Origin of the sequence: Granulibacter bethesdensis CGDNIH1 (assembly GCF_000014285.2) — a bacterium.
Taxonomy (GTDB): Bacteria; Pseudomonadota; Alphaproteobacteria; order Acetobacterales; family Acetobacteraceae; genus Granulibacter; species Granulibacter bethesdensis.
The window spans coordinates 1,378,501-1,398,740 of the sequence record NC_008343.2; the positions used below are offsets into that span (position 1 = coordinate 1,378,501).

At 58.4% G+C, this 20,240-nt stretch carries 21 protein-coding genes and 1 tRNA gene; 6 read left to right on the plus strand and 16 right to left on the minus strand.

Going from position 1 to position 20,240, the window contains the following annotated elements:
* Position 1 precedes the first annotated feature (1 nt).
* A complete protein-coding gene (locus GBCGDNIH1_RS18730) occupies positions 2–655 on the plus strand; it encodes an HAD family hydrolase (RefSeq protein WP_011631947.1) in 654 nt (217 codons plus the stop codon).
* Here the strand turns inward: GBCGDNIH1_RS18730 and GBCGDNIH1_RS18735 are convergent.
* Positions 652–1,419, minus strand: a complete 768-nt coding sequence (locus tag GBCGDNIH1_RS18735) for a DUF3108 domain-containing protein (RefSeq protein ID WP_043452805.1) — start codon at positions 1,417–1,419, stop codon at positions 652–654. The two genes, GBCGDNIH1_RS18730 and GBCGDNIH1_RS18735, sit on opposite strands and share 4 nt — an antisense overlap.
* A 395-nt stretch (positions 1,420–1,814) precedes the next feature.
* Here GBCGDNIH1_RS18735 and GBCGDNIH1_RS18740 point away from each other — a divergent pair.
* Positions 1,815–1,889, plus strand: a tRNA-Val gene (locus GBCGDNIH1_RS18740).
* A gap of 75 nt (positions 1,890–1,964) precedes the next feature.
* Here GBCGDNIH1_RS18740 and uraD read toward each other — a convergent pair.
* Entirely contained in the window at positions 1,965–2,510 is a 546-nt protein-coding gene (gene uraD, locus GBCGDNIH1_RS18745; protein ID WP_011631949.1) for a 2-oxo-4-hydroxy-4-carboxy-5-ureidoimidazoline decarboxylase, read from the minus strand.
* Positions 2,511–2,640: 130 nt separating this feature from the next.
* Between uraD and uraH the strand changes: the two genes are divergently transcribed.
* Positions 2,641–2,988: a hydroxyisourate hydrolase gene (gene uraH, locus GBCGDNIH1_RS18750; RefSeq protein WP_011631950.1), complete on the plus strand. Its 348-nt coding sequence runs from the start codon at positions 2,641–2,643 to the stop codon at positions 2,986–2,988.
* 3 nt (positions 2,989–2,991) lie between these two features.
* Positions 2,992–4,188 carry a urate hydroxylase PuuD gene (locus GBCGDNIH1_RS18755; protein WP_011631951.1) on the plus strand — a complete coding sequence of 399 codons (1,197 nt, stop codon included), beginning with the start codon at positions 2,992–2,994 and terminating at the stop codon, positions 4,186–4,188.
* 12 nt (positions 4,189–4,200) lie between these two features.
* On the opposite strand, the gene GBCGDNIH1_RS18760 is transcribed toward GBCGDNIH1_RS18755, so the two are convergent.
* The gene (locus GBCGDNIH1_RS18760; protein ID WP_025286659.1) at positions 4,201–4,818 is read right to left on the minus strand and encodes a metal-dependent hydrolase; all 618 of its coding nucleotides are present in this window, start codon (positions 4,816–4,818) and stop codon (positions 4,201–4,203) included.
* Between the two features lie 180 nt (positions 4,819–4,998).
* On the opposite strand from GBCGDNIH1_RS18760, the gene sthA reads away from it, so the two are divergent.
* The gene (gene sthA, locus GBCGDNIH1_RS18765) at positions 4,999–6,489 is read left to right on the plus strand and encodes a Si-specific NAD(P)(+) transhydrogenase (RefSeq protein ID WP_011631953.1); all 1,491 of its coding nucleotides are present in this window, start codon (positions 4,999–5,001) and stop codon (positions 6,487–6,489) included.
* Positions 6,490–6,581: 92 nt separating this feature from the next.
* On the opposite strand, the gene yajC is transcribed toward sthA, so the two are convergent.
* Positions 6,582–6,941, minus strand: a complete 360-nt coding sequence (gene yajC, locus GBCGDNIH1_RS18770; RefSeq protein ID WP_011631954.1) for a preprotein translocase subunit YajC — start codon at positions 6,939–6,941, stop codon at positions 6,582–6,584.
* 197 nt (positions 6,942–7,138) lie between these two features.
* On the opposite strand from yajC, the gene GBCGDNIH1_RS18775 reads away from it, so the two are divergent.
* On the plus strand, positions 7,139–8,032 hold the full coding sequence (locus GBCGDNIH1_RS18775) for an ATP-binding protein (protein WP_232449628.1): 894 nt from the start codon (positions 7,139–7,141) through the stop codon (positions 8,030–8,032).
* A gap of 11 nt (positions 8,033–8,043) precedes the next feature.
* On the opposite strand, the gene GBCGDNIH1_RS24775 is transcribed toward GBCGDNIH1_RS18775, so the two are convergent.
* The 12 genes from GBCGDNIH1_RS24775 to argS all read right to left on the minus strand — a co-directional run bounded on the left by GBCGDNIH1_RS24775 (position 8,044) and on the right by argS (position 20,234).
* Complete coding sequence (locus tag GBCGDNIH1_RS24775) at positions 8,044–8,748, minus strand: M48 family metallopeptidase (RefSeq protein WP_157691996.1); 705 nt, start codon at positions 8,746–8,748, stop codon at positions 8,044–8,046.
* 377 nt (positions 8,749–9,125) lie between these two features.
* On the minus strand, positions 9,126–10,310 hold the full coding sequence (locus tag GBCGDNIH1_RS18785) for a YjgN family protein (protein WP_157691997.1): 1,185 nt from the start codon (positions 10,308–10,310) through the stop codon (positions 9,126–9,128).
* Between the two features lie 185 nt (positions 10,311–10,495).
* Positions 10,496–11,317 (minus strand): 3-methyl-2-oxobutanoate hydroxymethyltransferase, encoded by an 822-nt coding sequence (panB, locus tag GBCGDNIH1_RS18790; protein ID WP_011631958.1) that lies wholly within the window; start codon positions 11,315–11,317, stop codon positions 10,496–10,498.
* Between the two features lie 10 nt (positions 11,318–11,327).
* Positions 11,328–12,599: a serine--tRNA ligase gene (gene serS, locus GBCGDNIH1_RS18795; RefSeq protein WP_011631959.1), complete on the minus strand. Its 1,272-nt coding sequence runs from the start codon at positions 12,597–12,599 to the stop codon at positions 11,328–11,330.
* Positions 12,600–12,713: 114 nt separating this feature from the next.
* Positions 12,714–13,505: a twin-arginine translocase subunit TatC gene (gene tatC, locus GBCGDNIH1_RS18800; protein ID WP_072563913.1), complete on the minus strand. Its 792-nt coding sequence runs from the start codon at positions 13,503–13,505 to the stop codon at positions 12,714–12,716.
* Between the two features lie 108 nt (positions 13,506–13,613).
* Positions 13,614–14,147 (minus strand): Sec-independent protein translocase protein TatB, encoded by a 534-nt coding sequence (gene tatB, locus GBCGDNIH1_RS18805; RefSeq protein ID WP_011631961.1) that lies wholly within the window; start codon positions 14,145–14,147, stop codon positions 13,614–13,616.
* The gene (gene scpB / locus GBCGDNIH1_RS18810; protein WP_011631962.1) at positions 14,140–14,793 is read right to left on the minus strand and encodes an SMC-Scp complex subunit ScpB; all 654 of its coding nucleotides are present in this window, start codon (positions 14,791–14,793) and stop codon (positions 14,140–14,142) included. Before scpB ends, tatB begins: the two co-directional genes overlap by 8 nt.
* Positions 14,790–15,575, minus strand: a complete 786-nt coding sequence (locus GBCGDNIH1_RS18815; protein WP_011631963.1) for a segregation and condensation protein A — start codon at positions 15,573–15,575, stop codon at positions 14,790–14,792. Before GBCGDNIH1_RS18815 ends, scpB begins: the two co-directional genes overlap by 4 nt.
* 1 nt (position 15,576) lies before the next feature.
* Positions 15,577–16,272 (minus strand): site-2 protease family protein, encoded by a 696-nt coding sequence (locus GBCGDNIH1_RS18820; protein ID WP_011631964.1) that lies wholly within the window; start codon positions 16,270–16,272, stop codon positions 15,577–15,579.
* A gap of 24 nt (positions 16,273–16,296) precedes the next feature.
* A complete protein-coding gene (gene nagZ, locus GBCGDNIH1_RS18825) occupies positions 16,297–17,343 on the minus strand; it encodes a beta-N-acetylhexosaminidase (protein ID WP_011631965.1) in 1,047 nt (348 codons plus the stop codon).
* 9 nt (positions 17,344–17,352) lie between these two features.
* Positions 17,353–18,291: an SPOR domain-containing protein gene (locus tag GBCGDNIH1_RS18830; protein ID WP_157691998.1), complete on the minus strand. Its 939-nt coding sequence runs from the start codon at positions 18,289–18,291 to the stop codon at positions 17,353–17,355.
* A 167-nt stretch (positions 18,292–18,458) separates the two neighbouring features.
* Positions 18,459–20,234 (minus strand): arginine--tRNA ligase, encoded by a 1,776-nt coding sequence (gene argS, locus GBCGDNIH1_RS18835; protein WP_011631967.1) that lies wholly within the window; start codon positions 20,232–20,234, stop codon positions 18,459–18,461.
* Between the last annotated feature and the right edge of the window lie 6 nt (positions 20,235–20,240).

A 20,240-nucleotide genomic window follows, 5' to 3' on the forward strand; every position in this document is an offset into this window, starting at 1 on the left:
CATGCGCACGGTATTGCTGGATCTTGATGGAACACTGGTCGATTCGCTACCTGACATCACCAATGTCCTGAATGGGACGCTGCAACGGGCCGGGCTGCCGTCCTATACGCAGGCGGAGGTCGGGCCGATGGTGGGCGATGGTGCCCGTGCCCTGCTGACGCGGGCGGCCAATGGACGGGGAGCAACCCTGAGCGAAGCCATGATGCAGGATTTCATGGCGGCCTATGCCGACCATGCGACCAGCCATTCCCGTTTGTATCCAGATGTGCCGCCTACGTTGGCCGAGCTGAAAAAACGGGGCTGGACCTTGCTGGTTTGCACCAACAAGCCTGCCGTTCCGGCGCAGATCATTCTGGAAAATTTTGAAATAGCGTCTTTTTTTGCAGGCGTAGGCGCGGGAGACAGTTTTCCGGTTCGCAAGCCTGATCCTGGCCATCTGCTTTCCACCCTTGCACTGGCGGGGATGACACCGGAAGGGGCAATCATGGTGGGGGATCATAGCAATGATATTGATGCTGCGGGTTCGATTCCCATCCCCTCCGTCTGGGCGCGATGGGGCTACGGCACTGATGCAATGGGGTCAGCCGCCACGGCGATTGCCGAACGGTTTTCCGACCTGCCAGACCTGCTTGAAAGCCTTATGCCGGTAACCTAATCCGGCAGTGTGCTGATGCTGTCCAGGTAGAAGGTGATGCTCCCCATCCAGCGCGACTTCACATCATCAAAGCGCATGCGGATAGGAAAGACCGGGGCTGGTCCTGCCGGTCCCAGCCATGCCGTTGCATGCCATGGTCTGGATGCGGGAATACCCGCCCCCTCTACGGCCTGTTTCTGCCCCACGATATCGCAGCGCATGGCCTGAACCGATTTTGCTTCATCGCTGACAGGGGAGAGAAGCTGATCTTTCCCGCTCAGCGTGGAATGAATTGTTGCCATACGCCGGCCATCGAAAGTAGTGGCGGTTCCAGCGCAGCCACCGGACAAAGCCGCATGATGCGTCAGGGCGACCATCGCGCTGAGACTGTCCAGCGCGATATTTTTGAACGGAAAAGTGGAAATCTTGTGGACTGCATCCTCAGGCCCCAGCCTGATCCCGCTCGGCTGTCCCTTACGATAGAGAACCTCTGTCACGCTCTGCCGTCCGTTAACGGAACCGGTGCTGAGAAACAGGGATGGTACAGGGGAGCCATCCTGCCAGCCTCCCGCAGCCTCCGTGATCGACCAGGTGGAGCGTATCCATTGCAGGATTCCCGCCGTCCTGGATTCCAGCAATACGTGATAATGCGTGTCGTTCCAGACCACCCGCACAATCACATCAGCAACATGCAGCCCTCTGGCATAGGCGTGGTAGGTGGCAATAATGGCTGTGTTGGCCGATGGTTCGTCGGCCTCGATATGGTCGGGCAAGCGAACCGGCATATGAGCCAACTGGACCCCAGAGGGAGATATCGAGGGAGATATCGAGGGAGATATCGAGGGAGATATCGAGGGAGATATATCGGGTGACAGACTATGGGATACTTCCTGCGGTTCTGCCTGACCGGCTTTCGTCTGGGCCATCCCATGACCTGCCAGAACGCAGTATCCCGCAATGATCACAGTGGCGAGGCATACCCCGTTTACGGCAGCCCCTGATTTATGAACCGGTTCCATGATTCTGCCCCATTCTCCGTGATCTATGAAAATACGGCTGCCACAATTTCAGCGACCCTGAACTGAAAGATACCGCTCGGAAAAAAACCTCTGTCCGTCAAATCTCCTGAAAGGAGGGCTTGCCACCATCCGTATTCCGTCATAGAACGCGCCCATCGGATGGGCGCGTAGCTCAGCGGGAGAGCATCGCCTTCACACGGCGGGGGTCACAGGTTCAATCCCTGTCGCGCCCACCATCCTTTACCAGTCAGCCTAATAGCAAAATCCTTAAAACACAAGAATGAACGGCACCTTGTGACAATCGTGCGAAATCATTCAATCGGTTGATCACGGCTCGCAGAATGACCGAATCTGTCATTCAGCCTGAACCATGCGATCCGATTAATCTGATCCAGAGCCTCCTGCCTTTCCTCCCTCTTGGTCCTGCTCAGGCGCGCTTTCATCGCTGCGATAATGCTGTCAGGACCATGCCCCCTCACTGCAATGATAAAGGGATAACCGAAGCGCTCACGATAGGCGCGGTTGAGTGTTATCAGACTATGCCGGCGCGCATCGTCGCACTCATCAAGTCCGGCCGCGTGCTGCTCGGAACGTGATGCAGGAGTCAACTGCATTGCCCTGTCCGGCGCCAGTTCCGGATGGGCGTGGATCAGGGAAAGCTGTAATGGCTGCTCAGCGCCGTTCACTGCCTGTTTCAACGCTGCATGCAGGCTCTGGATATCTTCAAAAGGCTCTGTCCGCCACGCATGTTCGGCAACCCATGGCGAATTTTCGTAAATTCCTTCCAGCAGCGCCATAAATTCTTCCCGTGGCATATTCCTGCTGAACGGCCAGCAGGGCTGACGGTTTCCATCCATGAGGCATCATTCCCTCTCTTGGCAGAGCATCCGCCAGCCTGCGATGCTGGCGGCCCATCTGCCCTCCATCTGGCAGCCCATGACAAGACATCATTAAAGCCGTCCATCACCAGCAGGCAAAGGCATCTGAATGGGACAACTTACCACGCATGTTCTCGATACGGCCCGAGGCAGGCCGGCCGCAGGGATTCCGGTGCGGCTTTATCGCCAGGGAGAGCCTGAACCCCTGATCACGACAATCACCAACAGCGATGGTCGCTGTGACGCGCCGCTGTTACAGGGAGCAGCCCTGATTGCCGGACGCTATGAACTTGCTTTCGATGTAGGAGCCTATTTCGCCGCCCGGGATTCATCCCTGCCGGATCCACCATTTCTGGAGACCGTGCGTCTGGCGGTCGGGCTTTCTGACCCGTCCGCGCATTATCATGTGCCGCTTCTGGTCTCCCCATGGGGTTACACCACCTATCGGGGCAGTTGAGCGATGAATCTGCTTTTTCCTTATTTCGCCAGCTGGCTGGAGCTGCTTTTGCGCTGGTTCCATGTAGTGGCCGGCATCGCGTGGATCGGTGAGTCGTTCTATTTCGTGATGCTGGATCGTGGTCTGCGGTCCCCTCCTGCTGATGCGGCATCCCGTGGCGTGGCGGGAGAACAGTGGGCCGTGCATGGTGGCGGCTTCTACCATATGCAACGCTATCGCATTGCACCGCCTGATCTGCCGCATGAGCTGCACTGGTCGAAATGGAAAGCTTACGCCACCTGGCTGAGCGGTTTCACGCTGCTCAGCACGCTCTATCTGGCCCAACCGGGATTATATCTGGTTGATCCCGACGTCATGGTGCTGCCGCCTTATGGTGCATCGGCGCTGGCGGTCGGATTTCTGATCGTGGGATGGATCATCTATGACGGTTTGTGCCGCTTGCTCGGTGCACGTGAGCTTGCTCTTTCCATGGCAGTGGGGGTGTTCGTCATCGGTGCCTCCTGGGTAGGAACCCATCTTTTCTCGGGCCGCGCCGCTTTCCTGATCATCGGAGCAATGCTCGCCACGATGATGACGGCCAATGTGCTGATGGTGATTATCCCCGGCCAGAAAACCATGGTTGCCGCCATGATACGCGGAGAAACACCCGATCCCGAACCGGGACGCAGAGGGCGGCAGAGATCGGTTCACAATACCTATTTCACCTTGCCGGTCGTCTTTACGATGATCAGCAATCACTACGCCTTCACCTTCGCGGATCATGGCCGGTGGATCATGCTCTGTGCCATCATGCTGGCCGGAGCACTGACAAGACAGTTTTTCGTCGCCTGGCACGAAGGCCGGCGCGTCTGGGCGTTGCCTGTTTCCGCCGCGGTTATCATGGCAGCGTTGATGGTATGGAGAGCACCGTATCACCTCCATACTACCGCAGAAAACAGGGCTGCAGCCCCCTCGTTTTCCCGGATCATGACCATTGTGCAGAACCGCTGCACGCCATGCCACTCCGCTCATCCCACCTTGATGGAAAGTGCTCCGGCTGGTCTGGCGCTTGATACGGCCGATGCCATCATGGCCAACGCGTTGCGCATTCAGCAGCAAGCCTCTGTGCTGAAAACCATGCCGCTGGGTAATGCCACCCATATGACCGAGGAAGAGCGATCCGCCATGACACGCTGGGTCGAAAATATGGCTCACCCTTGACGAACAAAAAGCTCAGATACTCTCCCGCCCTGCTGAACCGTGATGCACCCGGTCAGCCGTGACCGCCCGACTGCCATGACCATGTCCCGATGCACAGAAAGGAAAGAAATCTTTCGGCAGCACAATACAGGCCGTCTGCCTCAACCCGACCAGACTGCTGGCGGGGCTGACCCCGGTGGCCGATCCAGCCCCCCAGAGCGCAAGTGCCACGATCAGCGGCTCGAATGCCGACCCGGTGCGACAGAGCGGCAAGGCCCAGGTGCCTTTCAGCGGCCAACCCAGCCGCAATCCGGCAGGCGTCAGAAGATCAGCCGCCAGATGCGACAGATAACCGGTTACCAAGGGATCAATGATGGTCCGGGGCAGCCGGGAATGCTGCATCGCCCAGCCGCAGGCGATGATTGCCAGCAGGGAATGGGTCACGCCACGATGGCCGAAAGCCTTGCTCAACGCGATCGACAGACCACCCAGACGCTGGCCGACCCATGATTTCGGGTGATCCACATCCGGCAACAACGCGCCAGCCACAGCCAGCACCAACCCGGCGGCATCGGCCGGCGGAAGGCCCAGCTTCGGCGCAACGATCAGCCACGCTGCCGCGCCAAGCGCCACGTGGGAGCCAGCCATCATCGCAAAACGCCCGTGTCTACAAACGGACACCATCACTAAAGTGAGAGAATCGGCTCCACAAGGTTGATTCTGAATAATTTTTTAAACCTTGTGCCAGTCGGTTCCCCTGCCGGGAGAAAACTGGAAAGAATACACTCAGGATCACACGACACTTTATAAAAAAGGCGGGATATTCTTCGTATGGTGAGCCTCGATCGTTCAGACACCCTTTCGACCGACCAGATTTACGATCTGATCGTCATTGGCAGCGGCCCCGCCGGGCGCAGAGCGGCCATTCAGGCTGCCAAGCTCGGCCATACCGTGCTGGTGGTAGAGCGAGGCCAAAAAGTAGGTGGGGTTTCGGTCCATACCGGCACGATCCCCTCCAAAACCCTGAGGGAAACTGTTCTCAATCTGTCCGGCTGGAGGGAACGGGGATTTTACGGTCGTGCCTATCGGGTCAAAAAGGATATCGAGGCCGATGACCTGATGAACCGTCTGCACATCACCCTGTCGCATGAGGTGGATGTGCTGGAGCACCAATTCTCTCGCAACCGCGTCCGTACCATCCATGGCGTGGCACGCTTTCTGGACCGGGAGCATGTCGAGATAACAACCGCCCCGGACATAAGCTTTGTAGCCCGGGCGGCCCGCATTCTTATTGCAGTCGGCACCGTACCACATCGGCCTGACAATATTCCATTCGATGGAAAGACGGTTCTCGATAGCGACGAAATCATCTCTATCCCCACCCTGCCCCGCAGTCTGACAGTTATCGGAGCCGGCGTCATCGGCGTTGAATACGCAACGATTTTCCATGCGCTGGATATCAAGGTCACGCTGGTTGAGCCTCGTAAGACAATCCTGGATTTCATCGACAGCGAATTGGTGGATGACTTTCTGCATCAACTCCGTGATTCCGGCATGACGATCCGCCTCGGCTCGGCAGTCGAAGGCATCGTTTTCGAAAACGACCATCCGGTCACCCTTCTCGAAGGTGGCAGGCGTCTTCCCTCCGACATGGTGCTCTATGCCGCCGGTCGAAGTGGCGCCGTCGAAGGGCTGGGGCTGGAAACCATCGGACTGGTCCCGGACAAGCGGGGACGCCTGAGCGTCAATCCCCAGACCATGGAAACATCCGTTCCCGGTATTTATGCGGCCGGTGACATTATTGGTTTCCCCAGCCTCGCCTCCACCTCCATGGAGCAGGGGCGCATTGCCGCCTGTCATGCTTTCGATGCGCCCTCACCGCCTGCACCGGATTATTTTCCCTATGGCATCTATTCCGTTCCGGAAATGTCAACGGTCGGATTGACCGAGGAACAGGTCAAGGAACGGCATATTCCTTATGAATGCGGTATTGCCCGCTTCAGGGAGACCTCCCGCGGGCATATAATGGGCCTTTCCAACGGCCTCATGAAGATGATCTTCTCCCTCAAAACCCGCCGCCTGCTGGGTGTACATATTGTCGGGGAAGGAGCGACGGAACTGATCCATATCGGGCAGGCCGTGCTGAACCTGCATGGCACGCTGGATTACTTCATCGATAACACGTTCAATTATCCGACCCTTGCAGAAGCCTACAAGATCGCCGCGCTGGATGCCTGGAACCGCATGGCCTATGAAGCGCCCTTGCCTGCAGCCCCGCTTCCGGCTGATCCAGTGCCGGGAGTGCCCAGCACCACGGCCTGAAAACAGAAAAGACGGTCACATCCAGCCTGGCGGACGTGACCGTCTTATTTGATCTGATACTGGTAGCGACGGGATTATCCGTCTGTCATCAATCAGCCAGCCTTGGAAGCAGGCTTCGTGTCATTGGCCGCCTGTGGATTGACGACGCTGGCGATGGTATCGCGCAGCACGATCACTTTGACATTCGGCGCAATCTCGACCTCGACTTCAGGAGTACCGTCGGTGGCCTTGACCACACGCCCGACAATACCGCCCGATGTTACAACCTGATCGCCGCGCTTGAGGCCGGCGAGAGTGGCTTTCAACTTCTTGGCCTGCTGCTGCTGAGGACGAATCAGCAGAAAATAGAACACGCCAAACACCAGCAGTAGTGGCAGATACTGCATCATCTCGGTGGTACCGACGCCTCCGGCAGACTGGGCGAAGGCCGGGGTGATCAAGTTTGGAAACATCGTATGTACCTTGATGATGTGGCAGAGGCAGGTAAAGAAACGGCCTGAACCGCAACCGGCCGGTGCCGCACCATAAATTCTGCTCCCGCTCGCTTCAAGGCCGCTTTCTCACAGCACCGCTATGTCTGACCACTGCGGCGGGCTTCACCGTACACCCGAAATACGGTGATATACCGCCCGTGTCTTCAGAGGGATTGATGATGACATCTTTCAGCCCACAGGATTCCGCCAACCTGCACCGCATTGCCGAAGCTCTGGAGCGTATGGCTCCTCCCCCGCCCCGGCTCCCTTCCTTGCGGGATGCAGATGCTTTCGTGTGGGAGCCGGCGCACAATCATCTCCTGCCGGTTCCAGCCGTCGCATATGTGTCAATCGGCCTGCTGCAAGGCGTGGAACGACAGCAGCAAATTCTGCTGGATAACACGCTGCGCTTCTCCAGAGGGCTGCCAGCCAATAACGCCATGCTGTGGGGGGCACGCGGGATGGGCAAATCCTCCCTCGTCAAAGCGGCTCATGCAGAAGCCAATCACCAGCACCCCGGTAGCCTCGCGCTCATCGAAATCGCCCGGGAGGATATTGCGACCCTACCGACCCTTCTGCGTCTGCTGCGTCATCCCGCTATCGGCAACCCGAGACAGTGCCTGATTTTCTGTGACGATCTTTCTTTTGAAAAAGAAGATGCCGACTACAAGGCGCTGAAATCGGTTCTGGATGGCGGCATCGAAGGAAGACCGGCCAACGTCCTGTTCTATGCCACCAGCAATCGCCGTCATCTCATGCCACGAGACATGATCGAAAATGAGCGGTCGACCGCCATTCATGCCTCAGAGGCAACGGAAGAGAAAGTATCACTCTCCGATCGTTTCGGATTATGGTTGGGCTTTCATAATGCCGATCAGGATACCTTCCTGCGCATGGTGGATCAGTATGCCGCCAGGCTGAGCCTGCCGATCGCGATGCAGACACTGCATGAAGATGCGCTGGAATGGTCTGTCACACGGGGTGCACGTTCAGGTCGTGTCGCCTGGCAGTTCATTCAGGATCTGGCCGGGCGGCTGGGCGTGGTCATCACCCAGGATGCGCTGCGGTAAACGCTGCCGGATTACTCATCTTCATCATTGTCTGTTGTGGACGTCTTTTCATCGCAGACCCGCCGCACCGCCTGCCAGTCCTTGTCACTCATGGCAGACGCACCTGAGGAACTGCCCGGATTGGCATGACGTCGTACAATCGTCGCCGGATGGTCGGAGAGGAATTCAACGGAAAGAGAGTGCTCCTCCCGTTTCTCCAAAGTTTCAAAGAAATGAGCGAGACCATCGGAGCGCAACCCGGCTTTATCGAGAAACCATATTGCCGCTTTATCGGCCCGCTCCTCCTGCCTGCGATTGTAATGAAGCCCCAGCATTTGCGTAGCCAAATCGGCGGACAGTGACCAGCTTCCGCCTGTTATAACTGTCTCCAATACACTTAAACCAAGAAGCCGCACCAAAAGCTGCATGGAATCATGATAAAATACATGACCGGTTTCATGCGCCATAACACCGGCCACTTCATCGGAAGTACGGCTTGCTTCAATCAGACCACGCAATAATACGATGCGTCGCCCCGGCATCGTGAAGGCATTGACTTGGGGATCATCAATAACATCCAGATGAATAGAACCATTGATCCCGGCTGCATGGGCAATTTTCTGCTCCAGCACACGCAGTGTATGCAGCCCGGTCTTCCCCGTGCAGACACGTTTTTTAACTATGATGCTTTCCGCAACCTGCTGACCAAGCCATTGCTCGGTATGGTCCGGGATCAAGGGTACAATCCATTCGGGCGAACGGTCGATCAGAATAAATGAGCCGAGAACACACGCAACGATACCTGTGGTTATATAGCACCACACATGCTTCGTGCTTTTGAAGCGTATTCCCAAATGCCCCAGACTGTCAGGATCATTGAGAATCAGCCGGTCAGCATATCCCCGCCGGAACAGGATGACATCGTTTTCCGGCGTTGGCTCGCTATATCTGATCGTCCGTAATTTCCATACTACTGCCGGATGATGAGACCGCTCTACAATCAATCCTGATCCCTGCACATGAACGGAGACGTGATGCGTCTCCGCCGTGCTGCCGTCATGGTATCGCGCAGGATAAGAACGTGGCGCGATACCATTGTCTGGCTGGGAAGTAATCAGAATCCGCTGCCTCCGTCGAAGACATTCAACAGGCCCTCGCCAGTAGCGGGCAGCGACTGTGTATTCTGGTGCAGCCACTCGGCTGGAAGCGGATTGCCTATTACCAAAGTATGGCGCTCCAGAAACCGCATGTTCCGCTGAATAACAAATGGCAATCCCAGACCAAGCGTAAACAAGGTGATCAGAAAATTTCCGGTCAATTGTCCCAGCAGTTTCAGCCCGGTAACAGTGCTGAAAAAGCGAAACGATGCATAGGTGGTATTACCAATGACATGGCGAATAAAAAGAGCAATATACCAGCAGGAAATAAGCGTTGCCAGAATAAGATAAATAAACAGCGCCCCAACTCCGACAAGCGCAATAATGGTTTGCACATTCTTTGCAATCTCGGGCTCGAAATGTGGCAGCGCCTTGAACAGCGTCACGAGTGAACGCCCGTTATCGCTAAATACCCAAGGATCAGCGCCGAACGTAACCGCCAGCACATACCATGTCAGCAGAGCGATACTGAAAAACAGAACAACCATGATCAGGAATGTGGCCAGAAAGGCCAGATAAAGCCGTCCTGCGCGCCCATAAAATGATAGTTTTTCACTGCCGAACTGGCTGTTATTGATCCGGTATTCCGTCAGTCGAACAGCCGCCCATGGTGCCAACTGATAGAGAGTCAAAATTGTGAGCACACCATAAAGCAGTGCGTAAAATGCGTAGGTGAAAAGAGACCCGGTCATTCCGCCACGAATGCCATTCCATTCTGTTCGGCTCAAACGATATCGCTGTGCCGCATAAGGCGCACCGACAGCCAGCAGCACGACGAAAATATAGGCAGCGACGATTGGAACAGGAACAAGAGAAGGGCTGAGCTTAGCAAGGCCATAAGCCGCAGCCCCTGTCGCCGCAATCAGCAGGATCAGCAGACCCAGCACTTTCAAAAAACCTAAAAATAACTCGCCTCCCGTTCCGGTGTAAGTAAAACGAGTCTCTTGAAAACGACAACGCGACCATAGGTAGCGCCTCATTCTGGAAATAGCCCAAAATCGGTAAATACCGAGCGTTACGATACTCAAAAGAAGATTGATCAGAAAAATTTTATAAAGCTCGCCTGTTTTTCCGTCATACTGGAAAAAAGGTCTGGGTTTTTCTGATATGGGGGCTGAATAGTCGGTAGAGCTTTCGTTCACCACACACTCTCTCCTTGCCATATCTGACCGGCTCAGGAGTGTGGAATAAAAAAATTACTTAGGCAATATTATTGCAATTTCATCGCTATGATGATGCAAGAAAAATATAAACTCTGAATGATGAGAGTCAAAAAGGCCATTTTGCATGGCCATGGAATGATGGTTCTTTTGCTTACACAAAAACGCTATCGTGATAGAGTGTAACAATGCTCCATCGCCGGGAAGCGCCGTGTGCGTACATCCTCCGCATAACAGGCAGCAGCCTCCGCGACTGTCAGCGCCAACTCCGCATAGCGTTTCACGAAACGAGGCTGGAAAGAACCGTATAATCCCAGCATATCATCCGTTACCAGAACCTGACCGTCGCAATGTGGCGAGGCCCCGATCCCGATGATGGGAACCGCGACCGAGCGGGTCATTCCGGCGGCAACCGGTTCCAGCGTGCCTTCCAGAACGATCATGAATGCCCCTGCTTCCGCCACAGCCATGGCATCAGCCAGAACACGGGCCGCACTGTCCTCTGTGCGACCGGTCGCACGATAACCACCTTCCATCAGGGTATCCTGTGGCATCAATCCGACATGACCGCACACCGGAATGCCTCTTGCTGTAAGAAAAGCGATGGTCTCAGCCATCTCCTGCCCCCCTTCCAGCTTGACGGCCCCTGCCCCCGTTTCGGCCAGAAGCCGTGCGGCATTACGGTAAGCCTGCTCCGGACTTTCGCGATATGTCCCCCATGGCAGATCAACGACCACGCAGGCCCGGCTGGACCCGCGCACCACCGCCGCAGCATGGGCAATCATCATCTCCAGCGTCACCGGCAGGGTCGTCTCAAACCCGTAAATCACCATGCCGAGACTGTCACCCACCAGCAGCACATCGACATGCGGATCAAGATGCCCGGCCATCGGCGCAGTATAGGCGGTCAGGGCCACGATCGGCGTGCCGCCCTTACGGGCGCGCAGTGCCGGAACGCTGATACGTCCTGACCGCACTACACTGCTCATGACGGTATCCTCACGCGGAAATACGCTCCAGCCCACCCATATAAGGACGCAGAACGGCAGGCACATCAATGCTGCCATCCTCGCGCTGATAGGTCTCCATCACAGCGATCAGGGCACGCCCGACGGCCACACCGGAGCCATTAAGCGTATGCGGAACCCCCGCCACCTTCCCATCCGCACCACGATAACGGGCGCTCATGCGGCGCGCCTGAAAATCGCGGCAGTTGGAGCAGGAGCTGATTTCACGCCATGCTTGCTGCCCCGGCAGCCAGACCTCCAGATCATAAGTCCGTGCTGCCGAGAAGCCGGTATCGCCCGAGCATAAAAAAACACGCCGATATGCAAGACCGAGATTTTCCAGCACCGTCTCGGCACAGCGCGTCATACGCTCATGCTCGGCATCGCTGTCCTCCGGCCTGGTGATGCAGACCATCTCCACCTTATGGAACTGGTGCTGACGCAGCATACCACGCGTATCCCGTCCTGCGCTGCCTGCCTCGCTGCGGAAGCAGTCAGTCAGTGCGGTCATGCGCATTGGCAGGCTGGCTTCATCAACCACACTGTCCGCCACCAGATTGGTCAAAGGTACCTCGGCAGTCGGGATCAGCCAGCGCCCATCGGTGGTGCGGAACAGATCCTCGGTGAATTTCGGAAGCTGGCCGGTGCCGTATGCCGTTGCGTCATTCACCAAAGCCGGCACCTGCATCTCGGTAAAGCCATGCTCCGTACTGTGCAAATCGAGCATATACTGGCCCAGAGCCCGTTCCAGCCGTGCCAGAGCACCGCGCAGCACGACAAAACGTGCGCCTGAAAGTCTTGCTGCGGCATCGAACAGCATCATGCCCAGCGCCTCACCCAGTTCGAAATGCTGGCGTGCGGAGAAGGGGAGGGAAATCGGCTCGCCCACCTGTTTCAGAATGACGTTGGCACTCTCATCGGGGCCGGTGGGAACTTCGGCATCCAGAGTATTGGGAAGACGCTCCAACAGGCTTTTCTGCTCCGCATCCAGCGATGCGCTCCGTGCCTCCAGCGCCTCCATCTCATCACGCAGGGCGACAGCGGTCGCCTCCAGCATGGAAGTATCAATCCCCTGACGCTTGCCCTGCCCTATCTCTTTGGCCAATGCGTTGCGGCGCGCCTGATAGTCCTGCAACCGGGTCTGGGCCATGCGGCGATCGGCATCCAGCGCCAGCAGGCTGGAGGCAGAGGCAGGCAGGCCACGGCGGCCCAGCGCCGCATCGAAAGCGGCGGGATCGGCGCGTAAAGCGCGAATATCGTGCATCTTGCCTCCAAATGGTCGTGCCGCTCCGGATGGCTTTCTCGCCTGCTGCCGGGTGCGGTTATCACTGAGTAAAATCCGGGTATCGGTGCTTATAGCGGAGAGCCTGTCCCGCCGCTAATCCCCGTCCTCATCGGTTTCTCTGTTCTCCGATACATCCGGTTTCGGGGCCACAATCCGTGCGGCGATGATCGAGACCTCATACAGCGCCACCAGCGGTAAAGCGAGGCCGATCATCGTAATGGCATCGGGCGGTGCCAGTACTGCCGCAATTGCAAACATGGCAACGATTGCATAACGCCGCTTGGCAGCCAGGGACTGTGCACTGACCAGTCCGACCCTGGCCAGCAGGGACAGCCCGACCGGCAACTGGAACGCAACGCCAAAGGCGAGGATCAGCTTCATCACCAGTGCCAGATACTCACCGATTTTCGGCTGCAACTCGATCGGAATGCCGCCCCCGCCATCAGGCGTAGAAAAATGCAGAAAGAACCGCCATGCAGCCGGGAAAATGGCGAAATAGGCCAAGGATGCGCCCATCACGAACAGCACGGGTGTCGCAATCAGAAAGGGAAGAAAAGCCCGTTTCTCGCTGCGATACAGGCCGGGTGCAACGAACATCCAGACCTGTGAGGCGATGATCGGAAAGGAAAGAAAGGCGGCACCGAAAATACCGACCTTCATGTAAGTGAAAAACCCCTCGGTCAGGGCCGTATAGATAAAGCGCGGATTGGCCACCCCCCGATCCTTGAGCGCATCCGCCAGCGGCTTGGCCAACCAGAAATAGATCGTGTCGGAAAACCAGTAGCACAGCGCGAAACACAGCCCGAATGCCGCCACAGACCAGAGCAGCCTGCGACGCAGTTCCAGCAGATGCTCCAATAACGGCATCGGCTTGTCATCAATCATGTCGTCTTGTGTGTGCGCTGCCACCAGACTTCAACTTTCACTACAGAATATCATCACACTCACGGACATAACCGGAGCCGGTCTGCGGAGCCATATGTTGTTCAACCCTTACCCCTGATCGGCAGGCGGGATGAAGGCGGGAGCACGGCGGGCGGAGCGGAATGCCTCCCCCGGCGGAATAAAAGCCGGCGCCGTCGCTGCACGACGGGCGGTTTCCGAAGAAACGGTTTTCTCCCTCGTCCATTCCGATGCCATATGACTCTCATCCATGACCGACAGGGAATGGAATGGCCGTTCCTCGACCATATGGGCCTCATCACCCCCCATGATCATCGGAGCAGGCGATGGTGCCATCGGATTGTTATCAAAGGTGGAGCGCATCGACCCATCCGGGTCCAGCGTGCGGCTCAACTGCTGACGGAGATTAACGCCGCGCAGATCGTTGAAGGTCTCCCGCACATCGCCGAGATCGGCCTCCTTCATCATCTGATCCATCTGCCCCTGAAACTCGGCAGCCATGGAACGCGCCTTGCGCACCATGCGTGCGACACCGCGCACGGCGCCCGGAATATCCTTCGGGCCAATGACCACCAGCGCGACGACACCGATCACGGCGATCTCGGACCATGCAAAATCAAACATCGCCCGATGATCCTTCCACCCGGATTTCTACAGGCGTACTCTCTACAGAATTTTTTTCATCCTCAGGCATCATCTCGGACTCTGCATCAGAGAAAATACCTGGATGGGGCGATAGTCTTTCCTGTCCGGTACCATCGGTCAGCAATTCCTCCCGCTTCGGCAGATCGGTCAGGGATGCCAGGCCGAACTGCTCCAAAAAGCGTGGCGTAGTGCCCCACAGGCTGGGCCGTCCCGGCACTTCCTTGCGCCCGCGCGGAGTGATCAGCCCGGCTTCCAGCAATGTATCCAGCGTGGACTGACTGAGGGTGGCACCACGGATTTCCTCGACCTCGCCCCGTGTAACAGGCTGATGATAAGCAATGACGGCCAGCGTTTCCATCGCAACACGTGGCAACCGCCTTGGCACCTCCACTACCCGACGCAGAGCATTGGCAAGATCCGGTGCCGTGCGGAACTGCCATCCCCCGGCAATGTCGTGCAGCTCAATCCCTCGCCCGGTATAACGCTGACGCAGCAATGGCAGAATCATCTCCGCATCCGCTCCGACCGGCAAGGCATGGGCCAGCGCGGTGACTGAAACCGGGCCGGCACTGGCGAAGATCACGGCTTCCGCAAGCCTGAGATAATGCTCCAACTCATCGTTCATGACTGGTTGCTTTCCGCCTCTTCCGGAGTGTCTTCAGCCATTTGCCCATCACCACGCAAGAGGATCGGCCCGAATGGCGCCTCCTGCCGCAGGCGTACCGTGCCATGCCGCGCCATTTCCAGCCCGGCAATCAAGGTGCTGGCCAGAGCGGCCTTTCGTTCCAGCGGACTCAGCAGCTCCTGCGGTATAAATTGCTCCAGACTGGTCCAGTCCGGCAGGCTTCCCACCAGCTTTTCCAAACGGCCCAGCGCATCCTTGACACTCCAGAAGGACACTGGTTTAGGCCGGTAAATGCGCCGCCTGCCGCCACGGCGCCTTGCCGAGAGATAGGCACCCACCAACCCGGCCACATCCAGTTTCAGCCGGGAGCGATCATAGTCTGTAAAATTCTCCGGCGTGCCACGGATGAACACCTCTTGTCCGACCTGTGGACGGGCGGCAAGCCATGCCGCCAGACGCTGCATGGTTTGCAGATGGGCCAAACGCTCTGCCAGAGCCTCCCCCGCCAGTTCGCCTTCCTCCGCCTCGGCAGGAGACGCTGGAAGAAGAAGGCGGGATTTCAGCCAGGTCAGCCAGGCCGCCATGACCAGCCAATCGGCTGCCAGTTCCAGCCGGACCACACGTACGCCTTCGACCACTGCCAGAAACTGCTCGACCAGAGACAGGATCGAGATCGTTGCCAGATCCACTTTTTGCCCGCGTGCCAGTTCCAGCAGCAGATCGAGCGGCCCCTCGAACCCCTCCAGCCGCAGCAGCAGCGCGCCATCCTGCGGTTCCGGCATCTCAGCCACCATCATGGCCCGCCAGACGCAGGACGAGACCAACCGCAGGCCGCAGCATCCGGTCCATCAGCCACCGGACCGGATCAAGGTCCATTCCCAGTTGATGCCCGAGCCATGGCAACAGCATCACGATCATGAGGACCGGCAGAACGCCGTAGCGATCAAGTCTGACCCAGTGCATCGCCACCCGTGCCGGCAACACGGCGGCAACGATCCGGCTACCATCCAGCGGAGGGATCGGGATCAGATTGAACAGGCCAAGCGCAAGATTAAACAGGATGAAATCGAACAGCCCATCCATCATCCACTGACTGGCCTGCGCAGGCATAAATGGCAGCAGGTGCAGCCCCAGCGCGCCCAGCCATGCCAGCAGGAAATTCATCCCCGGCCCTGCCGCCGCAACCACCCCCATCCCCTGCAAAGGGTGGCGGAACCGCATCACATTGACCGGCACCGGCTTCGCCCAGCCGAAAATGAACCCCGGATGACCGGTGGCAATCAACTGCCCGAGCACCATAAGACCAGGAACGATGATGCTGCCCATTGGATCGATATGCCGCAACGGGTTGAGCGATAACCGGCCTTGCTCCCGCGCCGTGGGGTCACCCAGCGCAAAGGCTGCAAACCCATGCGCGGCCTCATGCAATGTGATGGCAAAAACCGCCGGGATCAGCGAAAGCAGAAGATGCGATAGCATTGGGTGTAATCCGTCCGGCTGAAATCAGGCCGGGTGATGGCCTTCAGTCGGGTCTTTGGCGCGGATACCATCTTCCAGCAAGCCCAGGCGCTCTCTTTCCTGCGCCAGAGACTCCCCATCCCCGATACTAATGGAAGCAACAGGACGGGCAGCCAGCAGGGTATGAGCCTGATCCGTCAGTAACGGACAGCCTTCCAGAACCGCCTGTGTCTCCGCCTGCACACCGGTGCAATGCAGCACCACGTCGCATCCGGCTGCCAGCGTCTGACGGGTGAGAGAAACAGGATCACCACTCAGTGCCTTCATGGCGATATCGTCGGAAACCAGCAGACCATTAAAACCGATGCGTTGCCGGATGATCTGCCCGATCACCACGGGAGATAAGGTGGCCGGGCGGAGCCGGTCCCACGCTTCGTAGAGAATATGCGCTGTCATCGCCCAGACGGGAAGGCCCGCAAAACGCGCGGCATTACGGGTGAAAGGCTCCAGCTCGGCAGGAAGTTCATCAGGGACGACCGGCAATTCCAGATGACTATCCGCATGCGCCCGGCCATGACCCGGCACGTGCTTCATCACAGGGCGCACGCCAGCCGCCAGCAGCCCTTCCATCACCGCGCCGCCCAACAGCGTGACCGTGCCGGGATCGGTGCCGTATGCGCGATCCCCCACAATGTCATGGGCGCCCGGTACCAGCAGATCGAGCACCGGGGCACAAACCACATCAAACCCTGCCCCCATGCAGTCCAGCCCGATCAGCGCCCCGGTCAACCAGGCGGCCCGCAGCCCGGCCTTCTTATCTGCTTCATACAGACGGCCAATGACAGCAGCAGGCGGATGGGATCGCCAGTGAGGAGGCCGCAGCCGCGCCACACGCCCACCTTCCTGATCCACCAGCAAGGCCGCCTCCGAAGGCAGAATGGAACGCAGCCTTGCCGTCAGGGCCTTCAGCTGGGCAGGATCGCTGATATTGCGACGAAACAGGATGACACCCGCGGGACGCTGCGTGTGCAGCATGGCCTCCTCGGCCGACGTAAGGGTCGGGCCGGACAGGCCGATGATCGCAGCTTTCATATCCCTGCCTCAGAATGTGGCGACCGAGCAGCCGCCACCTTTGGCCCTGACTTCGGCACAGAATGATTTTGCTGCCGCAACGTCGGCAAAGCCTCCGGTACGGAGACGCCAGTAGGTTTTACCATCACGCTCGGTCTTACTGATGCTCGGCTGGCGATGTCCCAGCAGGTCCGGCATCCGGCGGGACAGACGGTTCCATTCACTATGCGCCGCATCCTCGCTGTTCAGCGCGGCAAGCTGTACCGTCACATGACCGTTTGAAGCAGGCGCGACGGACGGAGCAGGTTTTGCCGCGGCCTGAGGAGCCGTTTTTGATGGAGCGGCAGATGGCGGGGCAGACGGCGTTTCATCATCCGCATCTTCGGTGGTAACCGGCGGTTTGGGGGAGGACGGTAGTTTTTGTTCCGTGGCCTTGCCCGTTACAGCAGGCGAGTCTACCGCTGCTTTGGCACCGGGTGATGTAGAACCCTGTATGACGGGCTCCTCAGTCGTTTCGGAACCACTGGGGGGCAAAGGCTGCGGTGCAGAAGGCGGAGCCAGACGGCCCGGCATGGGGGCTTCCGGCTTGGGGGCCAGAGATTCCGGCGCATCATCACTCGCACCGGAGAGAATGGCATCATCGGCACCGGATATCTGCATACCGCCGGGATTGGCTGGCTTTACGCGCAATGGACGATTATCGGCCTCGATCACCGGAACAGGGCCTCCTGTCCCTTGCACCAGTGACCACAGGCCGATGAAACCGACCAGCGCCACACCGATAGCACCTGCCGCCATCGCCAGCTTGCGCGTGGCGGGATCAAGCGCTCCGCCACCGGTCACACGGCGGCTGGAACGGTAGGCGGTTTCTTCCTCCACCCCCGGCAGCAGATCGTCGGTCGGGCGGGTGCGTAGATCCTCCCGCTGAAGGTCGATCCGGGGCATACGGAAACCCTCCGGACCGCCCATGGCCTCACCATCATCGCTATAGACGTGGTTTGGATCAAAACGCGGCGCTTGCCGAACTCTCGGTCGATCAGATGCCAGACCGCGAGGATCTGGATTTTCGTTGGGAGTATGATCCGGCATCGTCGCCTGTTCCGTTCATTCGCCGCACGCTGCGGAGGAAGCTCCCCTCAGCGCATTTCATTCACCGGTGCCACACCCATGACGGCCAGCCCCGACCGGATGACAATGGCGGCAGCTTCGACCAAAGCAAGCCGTGCCGTTGTCTCTGTCGTACGGTCCTGCTGGATAAAGCGCAAGGTTGCATCGTCACGGCCCTTGTTCCAGAGCATATGAAAATCGCCTGCCAACTCATAGAGAAAAAACGCAATTCTATGAGGCTCTCTGGCCTGTGCAGCGGCCTCGACAATCCGTGGCCACCCGGCCAGACGGCGGATCAGGGTCAGTTCGGCATCGGAGGTCAGGCTGTCCAGCGCGGCATGACGTAATGCCTCCGGTTGCGTGGTCAGCCCCTGCTCCGCCGCCATGCGCAGAACCGAGCAGCAGCGAGCATGCGCGTATTGCACATAGAAAACCGGGTTTTCCCGTGTCTGGGCCAGAGCCTGATCCAGATCGAACTCCATCTGCGCATCGCTTTTGCGGGTCAGCATGGTGAAGCGTACGGCATCACGGCCCACTTCCTCCAGCAGATCGCGCAGCGTGACATAGGTTCCGGCGCGTTTGCTCATCCGCACGGGCTGCCCGTCCCGAACCACATGGACAATCTGGCACAACACGGCCTCATAGATCGCCTGCGGGGCAATGGCGCGCATGGCTGCCTTCACACGTGGCACATAGCCCCCATGATCGGCCCCCAGCACGTCCACAACGATATCCGCACGGGTGGCCTTGTCGGCGTGATAGGCGATATCATTGGCAAAATACGTGTTGGTGCCATCTGATTTTCTTAGCGGACGATCCACGTCATCGCCGAAGGAGGTCGAGCGGAACAAGGTCTGTTCACGCGGCTCCCAGTCATCCGGAGTCTTGCCTTTCGGCGGCTCCAGCACACCCTCATAGATCAGCCCGTCCTGCTGCAACCGCTCAATCGCGGCATCCGCAGCGCCAGACTGCAACAAAGCAAGCTCCGAGGAGAACACATCCGGGTGAACGCCGAGCAGATCCAGATCCTCGCGGATCGACGCCATCATTTGCGCCACGGTGAATTCCCGCACGGTATTCAGCCACAATGCAGAGTCAGCCACGGTGGTGCCGGGACCGGCCAGCGTATCGCCATGAAGCCTGGCGAGTTCTTCCCCGACCGGAACCAGATAATCACCGCGATATTGCAGCCCACACGGAACCTGTGCCGCATACTCATCCTCGGTCAGGGTCGTGCCGAGCGCCTGCAGGTAACGCCAGTAAGCTGCCCATGCCAATGCGATCACCTGGGCGCCCGCATCGTTGATGTAATATTCCTTCGTCACCGTGTAGCCCGCCTTGCCCATCAGATTGGCAAGTGCATCCCCCACCACGGCCCCACGGCAATGACCGATATGCATCGGCCCAGTCGGGTTAGCGGATACATATTCGATGTTGACCCGCTTTCCGTATCCGGCACTGCCGTCACCATAACGGATACCGGCCTCCAGAATGGCCGGAATCCGCATCCGCCACGCTTCGGCCCGCAGATGCATGTTCACGAAGCCCGGACCCGCCGGTTCGGCACGCTCGATTTCCGTAACCCCGGCCAATGCAGCCGACAGGGCCTGCGCCAAATCACGGGGCGGTTTTCCAGCCGGTTTTGCCGCGATCATCGCTGCATTGGTGGCCATGTCGCCATGCAGAGGATCACGAGTGGGCGTGACCTCCACCCGTGCCGTCAGCTCCGCGGGAAGATCAGGTACAACGCGGGCCAGCGCTTCCAGAACATGGGTACGGATCAGGGCGTAGATGTCATCGGCCATGGAATT

What these genes read in the sequence shown, in the direction of transcription:
- nagZ (WP_011631965.1), bottom strand. Translation starts at nt 17,343, where the DNA reads ATGAAAGCTGCGATCATCGGCCTGTCCGGCCCGACCCTTACGTCGGCC.
- yajC (WP_011631954.1), bottom strand. Translation starts at nt 6,941, where the DNA reads ATGTTTCCAAACTTGATCACCCCGGCCTTCGCCCAGTCTGCCGGAGGC.
- tatC (WP_072563913.1), bottom strand. Translation starts at nt 13,505, where the DNA reads ATGATTGATGACAAGCCGATGCCGTTATTGGAGCATCTGCTGGAACTG.
- GBCGDNIH1_RS18760 (WP_025286659.1), bottom strand. Translation starts at nt 4,818, where the DNA reads ATGATGGCTGGCTCCCACGTGGCGCTTGGCGCGGCAGCGTGGCTGATC.
- uraD (WP_011631949.1), bottom strand. Translation starts at nt 2,510, where the DNA reads ATGGATGGAAACCGTCAGCCCTGCTGGCCGTTCAGCAGGAATATGCCA.
- GBCGDNIH1_RS18830 (WP_157691998.1), bottom strand. Translation starts at nt 18,291, where the DNA reads ATGGGCGGTCCGGAGGGTTTCCGTATGCCCCGGATCGACCTTCAGCGG.
- GBCGDNIH1_RS18730 (WP_011631947.1), top strand. Translation starts at nt 2, where the DNA reads ATGCGCACGGTATTGCTGGATCTTGATGGAACACTGGTCGATTCGCTA.
- GBCGDNIH1_RS18820 (WP_011631964.1), bottom strand. Translation starts at nt 16,272, where the DNA reads ATGCTATCGCATCTTCTGCTTTCGCTGATCCCGGCGGTTTTTGCCATC.
- GBCGDNIH1_RS18815 (WP_011631963.1), bottom strand. Translation starts at nt 15,575, where the DNA reads ATGCCGGAACCGCAGGATGGCGCGCTGCTGCTGCGGCTGGAGGGGTTC.
- serS (WP_011631959.1), bottom strand. Translation starts at nt 12,599, where the DNA reads ATGCACGATATTCGCGCTTTACGCGCCGATCCCGCCGCTTTCGATGCG.
- GBCGDNIH1_RS18755 (WP_011631951.1), top strand. Translation starts at nt 2,992, where the DNA reads ATGAATCTGCTTTTTCCTTATTTCGCCAGCTGGCTGGAGCTGCTTTTG.
- scpB (WP_011631962.1), bottom strand. Translation starts at nt 14,793, where the DNA reads ATGAACGATGAGTTGGAGCATTATCTCAGGCTTGCGGAAGCCGTGATC.
- uraH (WP_011631950.1), top strand. Translation starts at nt 2,641, where the DNA reads ATGGGACAACTTACCACGCATGTTCTCGATACGGCCCGAGGCAGGCCG.
- argS (WP_011631967.1), bottom strand. Translation starts at nt 20,234, where the DNA reads ATGGCCGATGACATCTACGCCCTGATCCGTACCCATGTTCTGGAAGCG.
- tatB (WP_011631961.1), bottom strand. Translation starts at nt 14,147, where the DNA reads ATGTTTGATTTTGCATGGTCCGAGATCGCCGTGATCGGTGTCGTCGCG.
- GBCGDNIH1_RS18775 (WP_232449628.1), top strand. Translation starts at nt 7,139, where the DNA reads ATGATGACATCTTTCAGCCCACAGGATTCCGCCAACCTGCACCGCATT.
- panB (WP_011631958.1), bottom strand. Translation starts at nt 11,317, where the DNA reads ATGAGCAGTGTAGTGCGGTCAGGACGTATCAGCGTTCCGGCACTGCGC.
- sthA (WP_011631953.1), top strand. Translation starts at nt 4,999, where the DNA reads ATGGTGAGCCTCGATCGTTCAGACACCCTTTCGACCGACCAGATTTAC.
- GBCGDNIH1_RS18735 (WP_043452805.1), bottom strand. Translation starts at nt 1,419, where the DNA reads ATGCCGGTTCGCTTGCCCGACCATATCGAGGCCGACGAACCATCGGCC.